17 protein-coding genes, 1 tRNA gene and 1 riboswitch are annotated in these 17,962 nt (G+C 69.2%); of the genes, 6 read left to right on the top strand and 12 right to left on the bottom strand.

Translation table 11 applies throughout. The features are described 5' to 3' along the window. Positions 1–26: 26 nt before the first annotated feature. Positions 27–452 carry a bactofilin family protein gene (locus ACJQWL_RS09875; protein ID WP_411300875.1) on the bottom strand — a complete coding sequence of 142 codons (426 nt, stop codon included), beginning with the start codon at positions 450–452 and terminating at the stop codon, positions 27–29. Between the two features lie 34 nt (positions 453–486). Then, entirely contained in the window at positions 487–1,212 is a 726-nt protein-coding gene (locus ACJQWL_RS09870; RefSeq protein WP_330968273.1) for a DUF6776 family protein, read from the bottom strand. An 81-nt stretch (positions 1,213–1,293) separates the two neighbouring features. Between ACJQWL_RS09870 and ACJQWL_RS09865 the strand changes: the two genes are divergently transcribed. After that, on the top strand, positions 1,294–1,878 hold the full coding sequence (locus ACJQWL_RS09865; RefSeq protein WP_330968272.1) for a DUF4126 domain-containing protein: 585 nt from the start codon (positions 1,294–1,296) through the stop codon (positions 1,876–1,878). A 159-nt stretch (positions 1,879–2,037) separates the two neighbouring features. Here the strand turns inward: ACJQWL_RS09865 and bfr are convergent, their stop codons facing one another. From bfr to ACJQWL_RS09850, 3 genes are all read right to left on the bottom strand, one after another. Beyond that, positions 2,038–2,508, bottom strand: coding sequence for a bacterioferritin (gene bfr, locus ACJQWL_RS09860; RefSeq protein WP_330968271.1), 471 nt, complete (start codon positions 2,506–2,508; stop codon positions 2,038–2,040). Between the two features lie 127 nt (positions 2,509–2,635). After that, positions 2,636–2,839: a (2Fe-2S)-binding protein gene (locus tag ACJQWL_RS09855; RefSeq protein WP_330968270.1), complete on the bottom strand. Its 204-nt coding sequence runs from the start codon at positions 2,837–2,839 to the stop codon at positions 2,636–2,638. Positions 2,840–2,938: 99 nt separating this feature from the next. After that, complete coding sequence (locus ACJQWL_RS09850; protein WP_411300874.1) at positions 2,939–3,547, bottom strand: RNA pyrophosphohydrolase; 609 nt, start codon at positions 3,545–3,547, stop codon at positions 2,939–2,941. A gap of 309 nt (positions 3,548–3,856) precedes the next feature. Between ACJQWL_RS09850 and ACJQWL_RS09845 the strand changes: the two genes are divergently transcribed. Further along, on the top strand, positions 3,857–4,945 hold the full coding sequence (locus tag ACJQWL_RS09845) for a sensor domain-containing diguanylate cyclase (RefSeq protein WP_330968269.1): 1,089 nt from the start codon (positions 3,857–3,859) through the stop codon (positions 4,943–4,945). A gap of 103 nt (positions 4,946–5,048) precedes the next feature. Here ACJQWL_RS09845 and ACJQWL_RS09840 read toward each other — a convergent pair. From ACJQWL_RS09840 to acnD, 3 genes are all read right to left on the bottom strand, one after another. Next, a tRNA-Met gene (locus ACJQWL_RS09840) sits at positions 5,049–5,125 on the bottom strand. A 107-nt stretch (positions 5,126–5,232) separates the two neighbouring features. Beyond that, on the bottom strand, positions 5,233–6,414 hold the full coding sequence (gene prpF / locus ACJQWL_RS09835; protein WP_330968268.1) for a 2-methylaconitate cis-trans isomerase PrpF: 1,182 nt from the start codon (positions 6,412–6,414) through the stop codon (positions 5,233–5,235). A 170-nt stretch (positions 6,415–6,584) separates the two neighbouring features. Further along, entirely contained in the window at positions 6,585–9,197 is a 2,613-nt protein-coding gene (gene acnD / locus ACJQWL_RS09830) for a Fe/S-dependent 2-methylisocitrate dehydratase AcnD (protein WP_330968267.1), read from the bottom strand. 268 nt (positions 9,198–9,465) lie between these two features. Here acnD and queD point away from each other — a divergent pair, with 268 nt between their 5' ends. Together queD and ACJQWL_RS09820 are read left to right on the top strand one after the other, a co-directional pair. Further along, entirely contained in the window at positions 9,466–9,822 is a 357-nt protein-coding gene (queD, locus tag ACJQWL_RS09825; RefSeq protein WP_330968266.1) for a 6-carboxytetrahydropterin synthase QueD, read from the top strand. Between the two features lie 227 nt (positions 9,823–10,049). After that, positions 10,050–10,460 carry a phasin family protein gene (locus ACJQWL_RS09820; RefSeq protein ID WP_330968265.1) on the top strand — a complete coding sequence of 137 codons (411 nt, stop codon included), beginning with the start codon at positions 10,050–10,052 and terminating at the stop codon, positions 10,458–10,460. A gap of 168 nt (positions 10,461–10,628) precedes the next feature. Here the strand turns inward: ACJQWL_RS09820 and ACJQWL_RS09815 are convergent, their stop codons facing one another. The 4 genes from ACJQWL_RS09815 to ACJQWL_RS09800 form a co-directional block, all read right to left on the bottom strand. Beyond that, positions 10,629–13,697 (bottom strand): efflux RND transporter permease subunit, encoded by a 3,069-nt coding sequence (locus ACJQWL_RS09815; protein ID WP_330968264.1) that lies wholly within the window; start codon positions 13,695–13,697, stop codon positions 10,629–10,631. A 214-nt stretch (positions 13,698–13,911) separates the two neighbouring features. Next, positions 13,912–15,093 (bottom strand): efflux RND transporter periplasmic adaptor subunit, encoded by a 1,182-nt coding sequence (locus tag ACJQWL_RS09810; RefSeq protein ID WP_330968263.1) that lies wholly within the window; start codon positions 15,091–15,093, stop codon positions 13,912–13,914. A 143-nt stretch (positions 15,094–15,236) separates the two neighbouring features. Then, positions 15,237–15,905, bottom strand: coding sequence for a dethiobiotin synthase (gene bioD / locus ACJQWL_RS09805; RefSeq protein WP_330968262.1), 669 nt, complete (start codon positions 15,903–15,905; stop codon positions 15,237–15,239). Further along, the gene (locus tag ACJQWL_RS09800; protein WP_330968261.1) at positions 15,902–16,636 is read right to left on the bottom strand and encodes a TMEM175 family protein; all 735 of its coding nucleotides are present in this window, start codon (positions 16,634–16,636) and stop codon (positions 15,902–15,904) included. The genes bioD and ACJQWL_RS09800 overlap by 4 nt, the downstream gene beginning before the upstream one ends. A 69-nt stretch (positions 16,637–16,705) precedes the next feature. On the opposite strand from ACJQWL_RS09800, the gene msrC reads away from it, so the two are divergent. Together msrC and ACJQWL_RS09790 are read left to right on the top strand one after the other, a co-directional pair. Beyond that, positions 16,706–17,188, top strand: coding sequence for a free L-methionine (R)-S-oxide reductase MsrC (msrC, locus tag ACJQWL_RS09795; RefSeq protein WP_330968260.1), 483 nt, complete (start codon positions 16,706–16,708; stop codon positions 17,186–17,188). Next, positions 17,185–17,550, top strand: a complete 366-nt coding sequence (locus tag ACJQWL_RS09790; RefSeq protein WP_330968259.1) for a TfoX/Sxy family protein — start codon at positions 17,185–17,187, stop codon at positions 17,548–17,550. The genes msrC and ACJQWL_RS09790 overlap by 4 nt, the downstream gene beginning before the upstream one ends. Before the next feature lie 66 nt (positions 17,551–17,616). Next, positions 17,617–17,844: riboswitch (cobalamin riboswitch) on the top strand. Positions 17,845–17,962 lie beyond the last annotated feature (118 nt).

The following is a 17,962-nucleotide window of genomic DNA, read 5'->3' as shown; positions in this document are numbered from 1 at the left end:
CCGCCGCGTCAACCCGCTACCGGTGTTCAGGCGGCGCGGTGGAGGGCGTGCGGTTCAGTGCCGGCTGCCGCCTCGACGTCCCCGGACGCGACCGTATCGGCGTGGATCAGGCGACCGGTCAGGACGGCACCGGCGGACATCTCCACCACCTGGTAATGGACATTGCCCACCACCCGCGCCTTGGGCGCCAGTTCCACCCGCGTGGCGGCATGCACGTCGCCGTCGAGTCGGCCATTGATCACCACCACCGGCGCGCGGATCTCGCCTTCGATGTGGCCGCCTTCGGCCAGGGTCAGTCGCGCGTCGGAACCGTCTTCGGCGATCAGTCGGCCGACCACCCGGCCTTCGACGTACAGCCCGCCGCGGAAATGCAGGTCGCCATGGAAGACCGTCTGCTTGCCGATGAGCGTGTCGACGGTGACGTCTTCGGGGAGTGCCTTGTGCTTGAACATGCCGGGTCCTTCGATGGAATGGATGGTGGTGGCCTCAACCGGCCGCGCCCCAGGGCAGGGTCTGCTCGTGCGCGGCGCCGTCGCCGCGCAGGTACACGCGCACCCGCTGCGGGGTGAAGCCCTCGGGCAGCATCACGCTGCCGCGCAATTGCTGGAAGTAGCGGAACGAATAGCCCTGCGCGGGGGCCGATTCGGCCTGGTGCAGGCGGTCCCAGCCCACCCGCGCGAGCTGCCCGCCCTGTACGCCTTCCAGGGCGAACTTCAATTGGCCATGGCTGACCGCGTTGCGGTCCCGGGTCTGGGTCAGGACGATGCGGTAGCGCCAGCTGCCCCCGGGCTCGCGCGAAAACGCCGCCGAATGCACGGCCAGCCCCTTGCGCGGCTCGGTCGCGCCCACCAGCCGCTCATAGAACGCCACGTCGGCGCGCAAGGCGGCGATCTGGTCGTCGCGCTCGGCCAGGGCGCCCTGCATTTCCTGGTTGGCCACGCGGCTGATCTGGTCCGACCTTTCCAACACCGCTTCGCGCTGCCGCAGGTGCCGGTTGGCATCGCGGGCCTGCTGCAACTCGCGTGCGTTCGCATCCATCTCGGCCACGAGCGCCGGCAGGTTCGCCACGGTCAGCTGCACCGTGCCCGCACACGCGGCCCCGATCGAACCCAGCCACGCCAGCGGCCACATCCAGCGGCGCAGGCGCGACGGCGCCGGACGGTCCGGCACGATGACGAAGCGCGTTGGCGGCGCCCTGGTCGGTTTGCTCATATCCCCACTGCCGTCGTGCTGCCGGCTCTGGAATCGGCCGGCTCCCCATATACTCGGGCCCGAGTCTAGCCGGAAGCCGCCATGTCTGATGCGCACCTGTTCGCAGTTGGCGTCGTGCTCGCCTGGTTGGCGGGCATGCGCGTGTACCTGACCGTGTTCGGGGTGGGACTGGCCGGCGCACTGGGCTGGCTCGACCTGCCACCCGCGCTCCAGGCCGCCCAGTCGTGGTGGGTGGTCGGGGTTTCGGGCGTACTGGCCGCGGTGGAATTCTTCGCCGACAAGATCCCCGGCGTCGACTCGGGCTGGGACCTGATGCACACGTTGCTGCGAGTGCCCGCCGGGGCGTTCCTGGCCGCCGCGTCGATCTCGCCCGATGGCGAGCTGGGTGCCGGCATGCTGGCCACGGGCGCCGGTGCGGCACTGGCCAGCCACGTGCTGAAGGCCGGCAGCCGCGTGCTGGTCAACACGTCGCCCGAGCCGGTCAGCAACGTGGCCGCGTCGGCCGCCGAAGACGTGGCGGTGGTGGGCGCGCTGGCGCTGGTTTTCAGTTATCCGTGGCTGGCGCTGGGCCTGGCGGTGCTGACCAGCGCGCTGATCGCCGTGCTGGTCTGGTGGGTGTGGCGCGCGCTCTCGCGACTGGGCCGGAAGCCCGCGAGCAGCCTATAGGAGCGGCTTCAGCCGCGATCAGATCCAGCCGTAGAGGCTGCGTCCCAGCAGCGACGTGAGTCGCGAACTCCGCAAGACCTCGTCCCCAAGGTCGCAACTGGCGTCGCTGACACGGCATCCAGCAGGCAATCGCGGCTGAAGCCGCTCCTACAGATGGGCTCAGCCTTCCAGCTGCTGGGCCAGGTAGTTCTGCTCGCCGATGCGCTCGATCAGCGCCAGCTGGGTCTCGATCCAGTCGACGTGCTCTTCCTCCGACTCGAGGATGTCGGCAAACAGCTTGCGGCTGACGAAGTCGCTCACGCTCTCGCAGTGCTTGATCGCATCGCGCAGCACCGGCAACGCCTCGAGCTCAAGGGCCAGGTCGGCATCGAGCACCTCGCGCGGGTTCTCGCCGATGCGCAGCTTGCCCAGCGCCTGGAAATTCGGCAGGCCGTCGAGGAACAGGATCCGCTCGGACAGCTGGTCGGCGTGCTTCATCTCGTCGATCGACTCGTGGTACTCGTGGTCGGCGAGATCCTTCAGGCCCCAGTTCTTCAGCATCTTGGCGTGCAGGAAGTACTGGTTGATCGCGGTCAGCTCGTTGTAGAGCGCCTTGTTGAGGAATTCGATGACCTTGGCGTCGCCCTTCATGGCGTGCTCCGGAATGCGGGGAGGGCCGGGACTTTAACGCGGGGAGGCAATTGGCGACGGAACGCGAATCGAATGCAAATGGCGGCCAACGGCCGTAGCAGGGCGCCGGGTGCTCGCGGGTGGCGTATCAGGCGGCGTGCTGGAGCAGCGGCAGGGGCAGTTCGCGCAGGCCCCGAGCCTCGTCCAGCAACGACGCGGCCATGTCCACGCAGCTGCCACAGTTGGCGCCGGCACCGGTGCGCATGGTCAGTTCCGGGAGGCTCCGGCAGCCGGCCTCGGCGGCCTGGCGGATGTCACGCTCGGTGACCCCATTGCAGATGCATACGTACATGCGCAAGACCCGTTCGAAGGCAGCCTCGGCGGCTGCAGGGCCATTCCACACTCAATGCGAATGATTGTCAATTAACAGGGAGAGAGCCCCCGGGAGGGTTCAGTCCGGCGCGCGCGTGGCGGGCGTACGGGGCCGCTCGCCGTCCCTGTCCCCGGACCGGACGCGTGACCGGTTCCAGCCTGAGCCGGCCGGGCGGACTTCCGGTAAGGGGGTCGGCACCGCCTGCGGCCCGGCCACCCGCCGCGCCGCCGGCGCCAGGTGGCGCAGCGCCCGCGAATAGACGCCGCGCTTGAACACCACCACGTGCTCGAGGGGGTACCAGAAGTCCACCCAGCGCCAATGGTCGAACTCGGGTTTTTCGGTCAGGTCCAGCCGCAGGTCGGACTCCTGGCCGGTCAGGCGCAACAGGAACCACACCTGCTTCTGGCCGATGCACACCAGCCGGTCGTTGCGGCGGATGGCGCGCTGCGGCAGCCGGTAGCGCAGCCAGCCCGGGGTCGCGCCGAGCACTTCGACATGCTGGGGCAGCAGCCCGGTTTCCTCGCGGAGCTCCCGGTACATCGCTTCCACCGGGGTCTCGTCGGTGTTCATCCCGCCCTGCGGGAACTGCCACCCGTCGCGGTGCACCCGGCGCGCCCAGAACAGGCGTCCGTCAGGGTGCATCAGCACGATGCCGACATTGGGTCGGTAACCGTCCGGATCGATCACGATGCGGACTCCTGGATCATTTGACTTGCGTCACTGTGCCCGACTCTGCCACGCCCCGTGGACGCCCACAAGCCGCCGCGCCCCGGGCCTGGCACCCGTCGCACCGCATCACCTGACGCCCCATGCAGGCACCGGGACACACCGTCCCGCGGACATGGGGACACTCCGAGGGCTTCTGGCCCGCCCCCTCCGGTACAGTCCGAAGGCACATGGCACGGGCTTTGCAGCGGCTGCAGTCCCAGCCGTCGCGGCATGGCGGGTCGCCCCCTGCCCGGGGCCTTCACCAGGTTTGGAACCGGAAGCCGAACGATGACCGTCTTGCAACCACGCTCCGACGACCTGCTCGCCGACACCGGCCGTCCGCTGCTGAAACTCATCCAGCACCTGACCGGCATGGAAACCTCGTTCATCACCGCGATCGACTGGGACAGCCAGCAGCAGGACGTGGTGCTCAGCCTCAACACCGGCTCGATCCATGTGGAAGAAGGCGGACGGGTGGAATGGCGACAGTCGCTGTGCCGGTCGATGTTCCTGGCCGGCCGCGTGCACAGTGCCGACGTCGTGCAGGAAGTCCCCGATACCGAGCCGGCGCGCAAGCTCGGAATGCACAGCTTCTTCGCCGTGCCGATCCAGGTGGGCGAAGTCACCATCGGCACCGTCTGCGGTGCCAGCGCGCGTGCGGTCGAACTCAGCCAGGCCCAGGTCGAGTCGATGGAACTGATCGCCGCCAGCCTGCGCGAGCAACTGGACCTGCGCATCCACCTGGCCTCGGCGCTGGAGCGCGAGGAGGCGGCCCGGCTTGAGGTGGAAACCGCCCGGCGCCAGGCCGACCAGCACCACAAGGTGGCGCAGAAGCTGGAGGTGCTGGCCAATACCGACGCGCTCACCGGCCTGTTGAACCGCCGCGCCTTCACCGCGAGATGGGAGGAGGAACTGGCACGGTCTGCGCGCCGCGGACACACCGTGGGTGTCCTGCTCATCGACCTGGACAGGTTCAAGGCCGTCAACGACTCGGCGGGCCACGCCGCGGGCGATGCCGTGCTCGTCGCGCTGGCCACGTCGCTCCGGGCGGTTTCCACCAGCGCCGATGTCGCCGCGCGGCTGGGCGGCGACGAGTTCGCGATGGTGGTGACGCACGCCGAGGCGCCGGCGCTGCTGGACGTCGCCGCGCGGGTCCGGGAGCGCTTCGCGGCGGCCATGCACGGCGCCGGGACACCCGGCATCACGGTGAGCATCGGCGTCGCCGCAAGCGCCCCGGGGCGGTACCGCGACCTGTTGGCGGCAGCCGACCGCGCCCTGTATGCGAGCAAGGCCAGGCACGGGGACTGCGCACACCTGGCCGGGGACGAGGGCGAAGCCTCCCGAACGACGCAGCAGGGCGCGGCCTGCGTTCGATGACGCGGGCTGCAGGACGATCGTCGAGCCAGTAACGGGCGCTGCGACACCCGACATCCGCCCACAAAAAACCCCGCGGCTGCGCGGGGCTCGATGGATGCTCGCGTGGTGGCTATGGGTGGACTCGAACCACCGACCCCAGCATTATGAGTGCTGTGCTCTAACCGGCTGAGCTACATAGCCGCGCGTGAACCGCGAATTGTTCCGCTTCCGGGCGTCGCTGTCAATCGACGCGACGTCCAATCAGAGCTTGCGGGCACACCATGTGGTGGCCCGCCTGGCGGCCCGGCTCAGCCTGGCAACACCCGCACCTGGCCTTCCATCAGTACCCGCGCGCTGCGGCTCATGACCGCCCGGGTGACCTGCCACTGGCCGTCGACCTGGCGCGCCTCGGCACCGACGCGCAGGGTGCCCGAGGGGTGACCGAAGCGGACCGCGCCGGTCTCCCTTCCTGCCGACACCCGCTGCACCACCGTGCCGGGCACGGCCGCAGCGGTGGCGATCGCGACCGCGCAGGTGCCCATCATCGCGTGGTGCAACTTGCCCATCGACATCGCGCGCACCAGCAGGTCGACGTCCGCGGCGCGGACCGGCTTGCCACTGGAGGCGGTGTAGTCCTGCGGCGGCGAGACGAACGCGACCTTGGGCGTGTGCTGGCGCGAGGCGGCCCCGGCGATATCGTCCAGCAAGCCCATGCGCACCGCGGCGTGCGCGCGGATCGCCTCGAACCGCGCCAGCAGCGCCGCGTCGCCATTGATGGCCGGCTGCAGCTCGGTGCCCTGCAGGCCCAGCGCGGCAGCCTCGACGAACACCGTGGGGATGCCGGCGTTGATCATGGTGACCTGCAGGTCGCCCACGCCGGGAACGGCGAGCGTGTCCACCACCCGACCGGTCGGGAACATCGCGCCCCCGCCCTCGCCTTCGTCGGCGGGGTCTAGGAATTCCAGCCGGACTTCGGCGGCGGGGAAGGTCACGCCGTCGAGCTCGAAGTCGCCGGTTTCCTGCACTTGGCCGCCGCTGACCGGCACGTGGGCGACGATGGTCTTGCCGATGTTCGCCTGCCAGATGCGCACCGTGCAGGTGCCGTCGGCGGGAACACGCGCGGCGTCGACCAGCCCGTTGGCGATCGCGAACGGGCCGACCGCCGAAGACAGGTTGCCGCAGTTGCCCGACCAGTCGACGAACGCGCTGTCGATGGCGACCTGGCCGTAGAGGTAGTCCACGTCATGGCCCGGCTGGCGGGAGCGGGAGATGATCACGCACTTGCTGGTGCTGGACGTCGCCCCGCCCATGCCGTCGGTGTGCTTGCCGTATGGGTCGGGCGAGCCGATCACCCGCATCAGCAGGGCATCGCGTGCAGGCCCCGGGGTGCGCGCGTCCTCGGGCAGGTCCTCCAGACGGAAGAACACCCCCTTGCTGGTGCCGCCGCGCATGTAGGTGGCGGGGATGCGGAGTTGGGGGGGGTGGCGCATGCGTCAGGACCTGGAGGTGGGTAAGGGGGAATTCGGTGTAGCTGTTGCCGGGCGCCTCCCCGCCCCGCGAAGGCCGGGCGGTACGGGTCGAACACGTCGAGCACATGGAACACGGAGCGTCGCCGCGGTACCGCGCGGCCAGGCGGGAGCCGCCACCGGTGGGTGCCGGATCAGGCCGCCTTCGACGACGCCAGGAAGTCCTGCGCAAAGCGCTGCAGCACGCCGCCGGCCTCGTAGATCGCCATCTCCTCGGCGGTGTCCACGCGGCAGGTGACCGGGACTTCCAGGGTGTTGCCGTCGGTGCGGTGGATCACCAGCACCAGCAATGCGCCCGGGGCGCGCTCACCGGCCACGTCGAAGGTCTCGGTGCCGTCGATGCCCAGCGTCTGGCGGGTGGTGCCGGCCTCGAACTGCAGCGGCAGCACGCCCATGCCGACCAGGTTGGTGCGGTGGATGCGTTCGAAGCCCTCGGCGGCGATCGCCTCCACGCCGGCCAGGCGCACGCCCTTGGCGGCCCAGTCGCGGGAGCTGCCCTGTCCGTAGTCGGCGCCGGCGATGATGATCAGCGGCTGGCGGCGCTGCATGTAGGTCTCGATCGCTTCCCACATGCGCACCACTTCGCCTTCCGGTTCGATCCGTGCCAGCGATCCCTGGCGCACGTTGCCTTCGCCGTCGCGCACCATCTCGTTGAGCAGCTTGGGGTTGGCGAACGTTGCCCGCTGCGCGGTCAGGTGGTCTCCGCGGTGGGTGGCGTAGGAATTGAAGTCCTCCTCGGGCACGCCCATCTTCGTGAGGTACTCGCCCGCCGCGCTGGTGGCGAGGATGGCGTTGCTCGGCGACAGGTGGTCGGTCGTGATGTTGTCACCCAGCACCGCCAGCGGCCGCATGCCGGTGAGCGAGCGTTCGCCCGCCAGTGCACCTTCCCAGTACGGTGGGCGGCGGATGTAGGTCGACTGCGGCCGCCAGTCGTACAGCGGCCCGACCCGCTCGCCGTGCTCGACGCGCACGCGGAACATCGGCTCGTAGACCTTGCGGAACTGCTCGGGCTTGACGCTGGCCTTCACGATCGCGTCGATCTCCGCATCGGTCGGCCACAGGTCCTTCAGCGTCACCGGGCGTCCCTGCGGGTCGGTGCCGAGCACGTCCTTCTCGATGTCGAAGCGCACCGTGCCGGCGATCGCATAGGCGACCACCAGCGGTGGCGAGGCCAGGAACGCCTGCTTGGCATACGGGTGGATGCGGCCGTCGAAATTCCGGTTCCCCGACAGCACGGCCACGGCATAGAGGTCCCGCTCGACGATCTCCTGCTGGATCTCCGGATCCAGCGCGCCGCTCATGCCGTTGCAGGTGGTGCAGGCGAACCCGACGATGCCGAAGCCCAGCTGCTCCAGCTCCTTGAGCAGGTCGGCGTCTTCCAGGTAGAGCTGCACCGCCTTGGAGCCGGGCGCCAGCGAGGTCTTGACCCACGGCTTGCGCACCAGGCCCATCCGGTTCGCCTTCTTGGCCAGCAGGGCGGCGGCGATGACGTTGCGCGGGTTGGAGGTGTTGGTGCAGCTGGTGATGGCGGCGATGATCACCGCGCCGTCGGGCATCAGGCCCTGCGCCTCCTGCTCGCGCGGCAGGGTCATGCCGGTGGCGATGCCCCGTTCGGCCAGGGCCGAGGTGGGCAGCCGCCGGTGCGGGTTTGACGGGCCGGCCATGTTGCGCTCCACCGAGGCCAGGTCGAACGACAGCGTGCGTTCGTAGCGTGCGTGCTGCAGCGTGTCGGCCCACAGGCCGGCGACCTTGGCGTAGGTCTCAACCAGCTGCACCTGTGGCTCCTCGCGGCCGGTCAGGCGCAGGTAGTCCAGGGTGTTGTCGTCGATGAAGAACATCGCCGCGGTGGCGCCGTACTCGGGTGCCATGTTGGAGATGGTCGCCCGGTCGCCCAGCGTCAGCGCGCCCGCGCCTTCACCGCGGAACTCCAGGTAGGCGCCGACGACCTTCGACTGGCGCAGGAACTCGGTCAGCGCCAGCACGATATCGGTGGCGGTGATGCCCGGGCCGGGCTTGCCGGCCAGCTCGACGCCGACGATTTCCGGCAGGCGCATCCACGAGGCGCGGCCCAGCATCACGCTCTCGGCTTCCAGCCCGCCCACGCCCACGGCAATGACGCCCAGCGCATCGACATGGGGGGTGTGGCTGTCGGTGCCCACGCAGGTGTCGGGGAACGCAACCCCGTCCTGGGCGTGCACCACCGGCGACATCTTCTCCAGGTTGATCTGGTGCATGATCCCGTTGCCCGGCGGGATCACGTCGACGTTGCGGAACGCCTTGCTGGTCCACTCGATGAAGTGGAAGCGGTCCTCGTTGCGGCGCTCCTCGATCACCCGGTTCTTGCTGAATGCATCGGGGTCGAAGCCGCCGCACTCCACCGCCAGCGAATGGTCGACGATCAGCTGGGTGGGCACCACCGGGTTGATCTGCGAAGGGTCGCCGCCCTGCTCGGCAATCGCATCGCGCAGGCCCGCCAGGTCCACCAGCGCGGTCTGGCCGAGGATGTCGTGGCAGACCACGCGCGCCGGGAACCACGGGAAGTCCAGGTCGCGGCGACGTTCAATCAGCTGGCCGAGGTAGGCATCGAGCTTTTCCGGTTCGGCGCGACGCACCAGGTTCTCGGCGTGCACGCGGGAGGTGTAGGGCAGGCCATCCCAGGCGCCGGGCTGGATCGCTTCCACCGCCTCGCGGGCGTCGAAGTAGTCCAGCTGGGTTCCGGGAAGGGGCTTGCGATAGGGACTGGGCATGGTGGGCACGGACCTGCGAGGGGATGAGCCGGCCTGGTGCGCCGGAAGCGGCCCGGGAGGGCGCGACGCGGCGGGCCGTCGGGTGCGCGGCTGGCCACGCAAGCGGCCTCGGCACGGCAGACCGTCGATTTTAGCGTTGATCCACACCGCCTGCCGTGGCCCAGGTCGGCCGTTCACCACGCCCGACGGCAGAGGGTCCCCCGGGCGCTGCGCTATCCTGTGCCGCCCCGCTCCCGGTGGCCGCGCCATGCGCTGCGGCCGAACCTGCATGGATATCTTCAAGGTCTTCACCCTCGAGTCCGCCCACCGGCTGCCCAACGTGCCCGAAGGCCACAAGTGCGCGCGCGTGCACGGTCATTCGTTCCGGGTCGAACTCAATGTCTCGGGCGAGCCGGGCGGGCACAGCGGCTGGGTGATGGACTTCGCCGACATCAAGGCGGCATTCCAGCCGCTCTACGAGCAGCTTGACCACCGCTACCTCAACGACATCGAGGGGCTTGAGAACCCCACCAGCGAGCGCCTGGCGATGTGGATCTGGGAGCGGCTGAAGCCCTCCCTGCCGCAGCTGAGCGAGGTGGTGGTGCACGAGACCTGCACCTCGGGATGCCGCTACCGCGGGGCGTGAGTGGCCGCGCACGTCGGCGCGCCCCCGGCTACACAGCCCCCTGCCTCCGACCTCGCGTTGGAACGCTTCGAGCCCACCTCGCACGAGGCCCAGGATCCTGGGTATCTGGTTGAAACTGAACGTTTTCTGCGTTCGCAGCAAGGCGATGTTGCATCGCACCAAAAGCCCGGGTATGCTGCAACGCACAAACCGGCAGAACCGTCGGTGACCTTGAGCAGGAGACCGCCATGTACCCGCAGTTCAATGAGCAGTTCGCCAACGCGACGCGTCAGTTCGCCGACACCGCCGCACAGATCAACCGCCTGACCCTGGAAAACGCCCAGGCCGTGCTCGGCCTGCAGCTGTCGGCCATCGAAGAGCGCGCCGACGCCACCTTCTCGTTCTGGAACGAGGCCGCGCAGGTCCGTGACATGGACGGCATGAAGGCGATCGCCCCCAAGGGCGTGCAGCTGGCCCGCGAGAACGTCGAGCGTGCCGTCAGCACCGGCCAGGAGGCCTTCGGCCGCACCCTGAAGACCCAGGAAGCCATTGGCGAGATCGCCAAGTCGCAGATCGAAGCGACCGCCAAGGCCACCCGCGACAACGTGGAAGCCAATGTCGAGAAGGCCACCAAGGCCACCGGCAAGTCCTCCAAGTAATACGCGGCAGCGTCTCTCTCCCGGTCGTCAGGCCGGCAGGAAACCCGGCAGCTTCGGCTGCCGGGTTTTTTTTTGGGGGCGGCCCGGGGCTTGGCTGCGAACCCGGGCGCGTGGAGCGGGTGAAACGGCGCTGCATCGCGCCGCCGCTGGATGCGCAGGCGCGGGAGGTCAGCCCGCCGCCTGCGTTTCCATCCGTCGTTGCGCGGCCGCGGCCTTCTGGTGGTCGCGGCCGATCAGCAGGTAGACCACCGGCACCACGAACAGGGTGAACACGGTACCGATGGACATGCCGCCCACGATCACCATGCCGATCTGGTTGCGCGCCTCCGCGCCCGCACCCGAGGCGATCGCCAGCGGCAGCGAGCCCAGCACCATCGCGCCGGTGGTCATCAGGATCGGGCGCAGGCGCAGCGCAGCGGCATCGACCACCGCTTCGGACTTGCCCTTGCCCTGCTCCTGCAACTGGTTGGCGAACTCCACGATCAGGATGCCGTGCTTGGCGATCAGGCCGATCAACGTGACCATGCCGATCTGGCTGTAGATGTTCCAGCTGCCGTGGCCGCTGAGCTTGAGCAGCAGGAACGCGCCGAACGCGGCCAGCGGCACCGCCAGCAGGATCACGAACGGGTCCACCCAGCTCTCGAACTGTGCGGCCAGCACCAGGAAGATGAAGACCACCGCCAGTGCCAGGATCATGCCGAAGTCGCTGGAGGACTCGCGGAATTCGCGACTCTGCCCGGACAGGTCGTACTGCGCGTCGGGCGCGACCTCGGCCAACGCCGACTCCATCCAGTCCAGCGCCTCGCCCATCGAATAGCCCGGCGCCAGGCCCGCGCTGATGGTGGCCGCACGCAGTTTGTTGAAGTGGTTGAGCTCCTTGGCCGCCACCGTCTCCTCCGCCGTGACCAGGTTCGACAGCTGCACCATCTGGCCGTCGCCACCGCGCACGTAGATGTTGGACAGGTCACCGGGCGTGCGGCGGTCGGCGTCCTCGACCTGGACCAGTACGTCGTACTGTTCCGAGCCGCGCTTGAAGCGGGTCACGTTGCGCCCGCCCAGCAGTGTCTCCAGGGTGCGTCCCACGGTGGCGACGCTGGTGCCCACGTCGGCCACCTTCTCGCGGTCGACCTCCAGCTTGAGCTGCGGCTTGTCCAGCTTGAGGTCGGAGTCCGGGTTGGTCAGCTGCGGGTTCTCGCGCATCTTGGCCATCAGCGCCTGCACGGTTTCGCCCAGTTCGTCCCACGTTCCCGTGGACTGCACCACGAAGTTCACCGGCTGGCCGAACCCGTCCTGGCCCAGCGGCGGCGGCAGCGTGGGAAACGCCATGATTCCGGGGATGGCCATGAACTGCGGGAACAGCTGGCCCTGCACCTCCTGCACCGAGACGTCGCGGTCTTCCCAGTCCTGCAGCATCACGAAGCCGATCGTCTGGGTGACCGACGGGAAGCCGACGATCTGGAAGTACTGCTTGACCTGCGGGATGCCGGCGAACGCGGCCTCCATCTGCCTGGCATAGGTGTCGGTGTACTCCGGGGTGGCGCCCTCCGGCGCCATGCCAAAGCCGATGATGAAGCCCTGGTCTTCCTGCGGCGCAAGCTCGTCGGGCAGCGACGTCCACAGCGCGCCGGCCCCCACCGCCACCGCCACGCCCAGTGCCACCACCACCCACTTCATCCGCAGCGCCAGCTCGACCAGCCGGCGGTAGCCGCGGTCCATCGCCCCCAGAACGCGTTCGCCGGCCAGGTAGAAGCGCCCATGCTTCGTCTCGCGCCTGAGCAGCTTCGAGGACATCATCGGCGAGAGCGTCAGCGCAGTGAAACCCGAGACGATGACCGCCCCGGCCAGGGTCATCGCGAACTCGATGAACAGCTTGCCCGTACGCCCGGTCGAGAACGCCAGCGGTACGTACACCGCCGCCAGCGTCAGGGTCATGGCGACGATCGCGAACCCGATCTCCTTGCTGCCGGTGAGCGCGGCCTGGAACGGTGGCATGCCCTCTTCGATGTGCCGGTAGATGTTCTCCAGCATCACGATGGCATCGTCCACCACCAGGCCGATCGCCAGCACCATCGCCAACAGGGTCAGGGTATTGATGGAGAAACCGAAGGCGAACATCACCGCGAACGCGCCGATCAGGGAGATCGGGATCGTCACCAGCGGGATCAGCGTCGCGCGCCAGCTGCGCAGGAACAGGAAGATCACCACGATGACCAGCACCACGGCCTCGGCGACGGTCTTGTAGACCTCCTTGATCGACCGCTGGATGAAGATCGTCGAGTCGAACGCGATCTCGATGTTCATGCCTTCCGGCAGCGAGGACTGGATCCGGGGCAGCATCACCTTGAGTGCTTCTGAAATATCCAGCGGGTTGGCGACGGCCTGCTTGACGATGGCCAGCGGCACCGCGTTGGTGCCGTTGAAGCGGGCGCGGAAGCGCTCCTCCTGCGACCCCAGCTCGACCCGCGCCACGTCGCGAAGCCGGACCAGGCTGCCATCCACATTGCCCAGGATCACCGCGCCGAATTCCTCCGGCGTTTGCAGGTCGGTTTCCGACAGCACGGTGAACTCACGTGTGCTGCCTTCCACGCGCCCGGCGGGGATCTCCACGTTCTGCGCGCGCAGCGCGGCTTCCACGTCTGCCGGGGTCAGGCCGAACCCGGCCAGGCGCTGCGGCTGCAGCCACACGCGCATGGCGTAGGTGCTGGAGAAGACCTGCGCCTGGGCGACGCCGGGGATGGTCTGGATGCGGTCCTTGACCAGCCGCTCGGCGATGTCGGCCATCTCCACCCGCGAGTGGCGGTCGGATGAGAACGCCAGGTAGATGATCGGCTGCTGGTCGGCCTCCTGCTTCTGGATGATCGGCTCGTCGACCTCGTCGGGCAGGAACCCACGCGCCTGGCCGACGCGATCGCGCACGTCGGACGCGGCGCCGTCGGGGTCCCGATCCAGCCGGAAGCGGATCGTCACCTGGCTGGACTGCTCGCGGCTGACGGACTGCATGTACTCGATGCCTTCCACGCCCGACAGCGCATCCTCGATGGGCTGGGTGACCTGCGATTCGATCACCTGGGCGCTGGCGCCGGGGTAGCTGGTGTTGACCGTCACCACCGGGGTGTCGACGTTGGGGATCTGCCGGACCGACAGGCGGTCGTAGGCGATCAGGCCCACCAGCAGCACCACCAGGTTGATGACCGTGGCGAAGACCGGGCGGCGGATGGAAATGTCGGACAGGACCATGGGGGGGCCTCGATTCCTTCGTTGATCGTTCCCCTCGCGTCGGTCCAGATCGACTGGAGCCGACGTGGACGGCGATGCCGCCCGGAGGTGAAGTCACATGGGTTGTGCTGGATCTATGTGCCCGGAGGGCGGTTTGGGCGCGGCGGCGAAGCCGAAGCCGGGGAGCGGTGGTCTGGATGCGGGGGTCGAAGCCGCGCCCCCTCCTTCGCGGGAGCTACTTCACCTCGGCCGAGGCGTCCGGCCCGGTTGTCTCGGACGGGCCCGCCGGTGACTCCGCGGCAGGCGCTTGTGCACGGGCCGCCTGGCCGGCCGGTGCCGCGGCCGAGGCGCCGCCGGGAGGCACCGACACCACCGGCATGCCGTCCTGCATCATCGGCTTGGCCTGTCCGGCGGTGATCACCACGTCCCCCGCCTGCAGGCCTTCCACCACCTGGAAGAAACCGGGCACGCGCACGCCGGTGGTGATCGGCGTGCGCTTGGCCTTGCCGTCCACCACGGTGTAGACGTAGCGGGTCTCGCCGTCCTGCATCAGGGCCTGCTCGGGCACCATCAGCGCATCGCCGCCGGCACCGGTCTGCAGCTGCAGGCGGGCGAACTGGCCCGGGTGCAGGCGGCCGTCCGGGTTGGGGATGCGCGCGCGCACCCGCGCGCTGCGACTGGCCGGATCGATCACCGGGTCGATGGCGACCACCTCGCCGCCGAAGGTGTCGTCCGGATACGCGTCCACCGTCAAGCGGATGTTCTGCCCCGTTCGCAACTGCGACATCGCCGTTTCGGGCAGCGAGAAATCCACCTCGATCGGATCCAGGCGCACCAGGGTGACCAGGTCCTGGCCGACGTTGACGAACTCGCCGACGCTGACCTCGCGCAGGCCCACCTGGCCGGAGAACGGTGCGGTCAGCGTCATCTTGGCCAGCGCCGCCTGCGCCGAGGCGACGCGCGCACGGTCCACGGCCAGTGCAGCGCGGGTGTTGTCGGCATCGGACCGCGCGATCAACTGGTCACGGGCCAGCTCCTGAGCGCGGGTGTTGGCGCTGCGGCTGTTGGCCAGGTTGGCGGCGGCTTCGTTGTAGCTGGCACGCGCCAGGCTGGCGTCGAGGGTGAACAGCGGTTGGCCCGCGCGAACCGTGCCGCCCTCGGTGAAGTGGATGCGCTGGATGCGGCCGGCCACCTCGGGGCGTACCACCACCGACTCGTCGGCGCGCAGGCTGCCGACGGTATCCAGGCCCGACTGCAGCGGCCGCGGCTGGATGGTGACCGTCTCCACCGGCAGCTGCATGCCACCCGGGGGTCCGCCCGCGGCTGCGGGGGCACCGTCTGCGTCGTCGCCGCCACATCCGGCCAGCCCGGCGAGGGCGAGCAGCACGATTCCGGAAAACAGAGCAGTACGGCGCATGCCGGGCCTCGGAGGGTTAATTCTGTACCGCCCAGTTTAGCGATGTCCCCGTGCGCCGCCCCATGCCGGAAGTCGGGGTCACCTCCCCCGGTGCACGAGGACCGGCATTCGAATCCAGTCCGGGTGAGGCAGGGCCCTTTCCTTCAGTCCCCCAACGTCAAAAGGCGCCCCAGGTCGGCCGGGTGCGGTGGGGCCCGGTACGGCAGGCAACCCCAGCACGGGGCGGGGAGGCGAGCGTGCAACAGGGCGATGACCTCGGCGGGGCGCTCCATCCCGGGGTCCACGGCGTTGCCGATCCAGCCGGCCAGCCGAAGGCCGTCGGCCTGGATCGCCCGCGCGGTGAGCCGCGCGTGGCTCTGGCAGCCCAGCCTCAGTCCCACCACCATCACCACCGGCAGGTCGAGCGCGCGCACCAGGTCGGCCTGGTCGAGCGACGCTGACAGCGGAGCGGCCCAGCCACCCACCCCCTCCACCACGACCGCATCGGCGGCCCCGGCCAGGCGCCGGTAGGCGGCGAGGATCGGGGCCAGCGCCACCTCCACCCCGGCCTCGGCCGCGGCGATCTCGGGGGCCAGCGGTGCAGGCAGCGCGTACGGATTGATGTCGGCATACGCCGGGCGGGGCTGGCTTGCCGCCTGCAGCAGCAGTGCGTCGTCGTTGCGCCAGCCCTGCGCGGTTTCGATACACCCGCTGGCCACCGGTTTCATGCCCACCGCAGCCAACCCGCGCGCGCGCATTGCATGCAGCAGTGCCGCGCTGGCGACCGACTTGCCGATGCCGGTATCGGTACCGGTGACGAAAACGCTTTTCACGGGTGGGTCCTGAGCTCCAGCGCGGCCTGCAAACGGCGCTGGGCCACGCCTGCATAGATCGGCAGTGCGACGCCCAACAGCCCATAGGCCATGCCCGGCAATGCCATCCACCAGCCGGGTCGCGCCGGGAGCAGCAGCGCGATGGCCATCGAGAGCACGGCGCAGGCGATGTAGACCAGGTGCACGACGACTTCCGATTCAAGCAACTGGCGCTCGGCCGCATCCAGTCGCAACTGGCTGCTGCGACGCAGCGCGTGCACGTTCAAGGCGACGATAAGCCCCGCCAGCACCGCGAAGCCGACGCCGTAGATCACGAAGATCGTGCTGAACTGCGACATGTTGTCGATGCGGAATTCGCTGACCGCCCAGCCTCCGGTAAAGAAGCCCATGGCCGCCGACATCACCATCCGCAACGGGTACACGTAGAACAACGTCGCCGCCACCAGCGCCAGACTCAGCACCACGATGGTGAAGTCCTCCAGTCCAACCCTGCGGAACAGGCGATGGTGGGCGTGCCAGAACAGCGCCAGGATCGCGAAGCCGGCAACGAACGCCGGCAACCGGCGCAGTGCCTCGTAGAGGGCCTCGAAGCTGTCGGGCACGCTGCCGAAGGACACCACCAGCAGCGTGACCGCGAACGCGAAGGCGGCATCGACGAAGGTTTCCACTCGGCTCACGGCCGCTCCACGCAGTCGGAAGCCGTTCTGCACCGGCAGGCGCGACAGGTCCATGTCAAGTGCTCCGTTTTTCGGGATCGGCCGATGGTAAGGCGATGGCGGGGGCGCTGCTACACTCGCGCCATGTTTGCCGCCACCCCACTCACCGGCAACAAGCCGGAGCAGTACTCGCAGCTCCTGGAGCAGGCCCGCGGGCTGATGTCGGGCGAGCGCGACCGCATCGCCAACGCCGCCAACCTGGCCGCCCTGCTGTACCACGGGCTCCCCGACCTCAACTGGGCGGGCTTCTACTTCTTCGATGGCACGGAGCTGGTCGTCGGGCCGTTCCAGGGCCTGCCCGCCTGCGTGCGCATCCCGATGGACCGGGGCGTGTGCGGCGCGGCCGCGCGCGAGCGCACCACCCAGCGGGTCGACGACGTGCATGCCTTCCCGGGCCACATCGCCTGCGACGCGGCCTCGCGTTCGGAGATCGTGGTGCCGCTGGTGCGGGGTGGTGCGTTGATTGGCGTGCTCGACATCGACAGCCCGTTGCCGTCGCGCTTCGATGCCGATGACCAGCGCGGCGTCGAGGCGATTGCCGCGGCCTTCGTGGAGGCAATGGGATGAGCAGCGAGAAGATGCGCAACATCGGCCCCAAGTCCGCGGCGTGGTTGCGGCAGGTCGGGCTGCGCACGCGCGAGGAACTGGCCGAGGCCGGGACCGTCGAGGCCTTCATGCGCGTCAAGCGCGCCGGGTTCAAGCCCACGCTCAGCCTGCTGTATGCGATCGAAGGCGCGTTGCAGGACTGCCATTGGCAGGAGGTACCGGAAGCGCGACGCCAGGAACTGGTCAGCGCGGCCGGTGTCGCGATCGACAAGCTGCCCCCGCCGCGCTACAAGCCCACTCCAGGGCCGGTACGCACCACGGTGCTGACCGAGGACACCGTGGCGATGCGCCCGGACGACGACGAGCCCGACTGGCGGCGTTGAACCGCCGCGACCGCGCGTCGCGATCCAACTTCATCGGACACTCGCCCAACCCGAGCCGATCCCGTACACTGCGCGCCGCTTCAAGGTGACCCGGCGGCGTCCTGCCGACGGGTTGAAACGGGAAGCCGGTGACGCCGCCAACGCGGCCAGCCCGGCACTGCCCCCGCAACGGTAAGCGAGTCAAGCCACGGCATCCGCCACTGGGCTGCAGCAGCAGCCACGGGAAGGCGCCTGGGCCGGAAGGAATCCCTTCCACTCGCGAGTCCGGAGACCGGCCTTGATGCTGACTGGTTGCGATGCGGAGGGCATTGCGGCGGCGACGCCGGCGCTGTTCGTCCGATTTCGCGGCCCATTGCCCCTGCATCCGACTCCCTGACACCGGCACGGCCTGGCCGTGCGATGGAGACGTCCC

Origin of the sequence: Novilysobacter viscosus, assembly GCF_046600715.1 — a bacterium.
Lineage (GTDB): Bacteria > Pseudomonadota > Gammaproteobacteria > Xanthomonadales > Xanthomonadaceae > Lysobacter_C > Lysobacter_C viscosus.
This window is presented reverse-complemented; position numbering and strand designations above follow the sequence as displayed.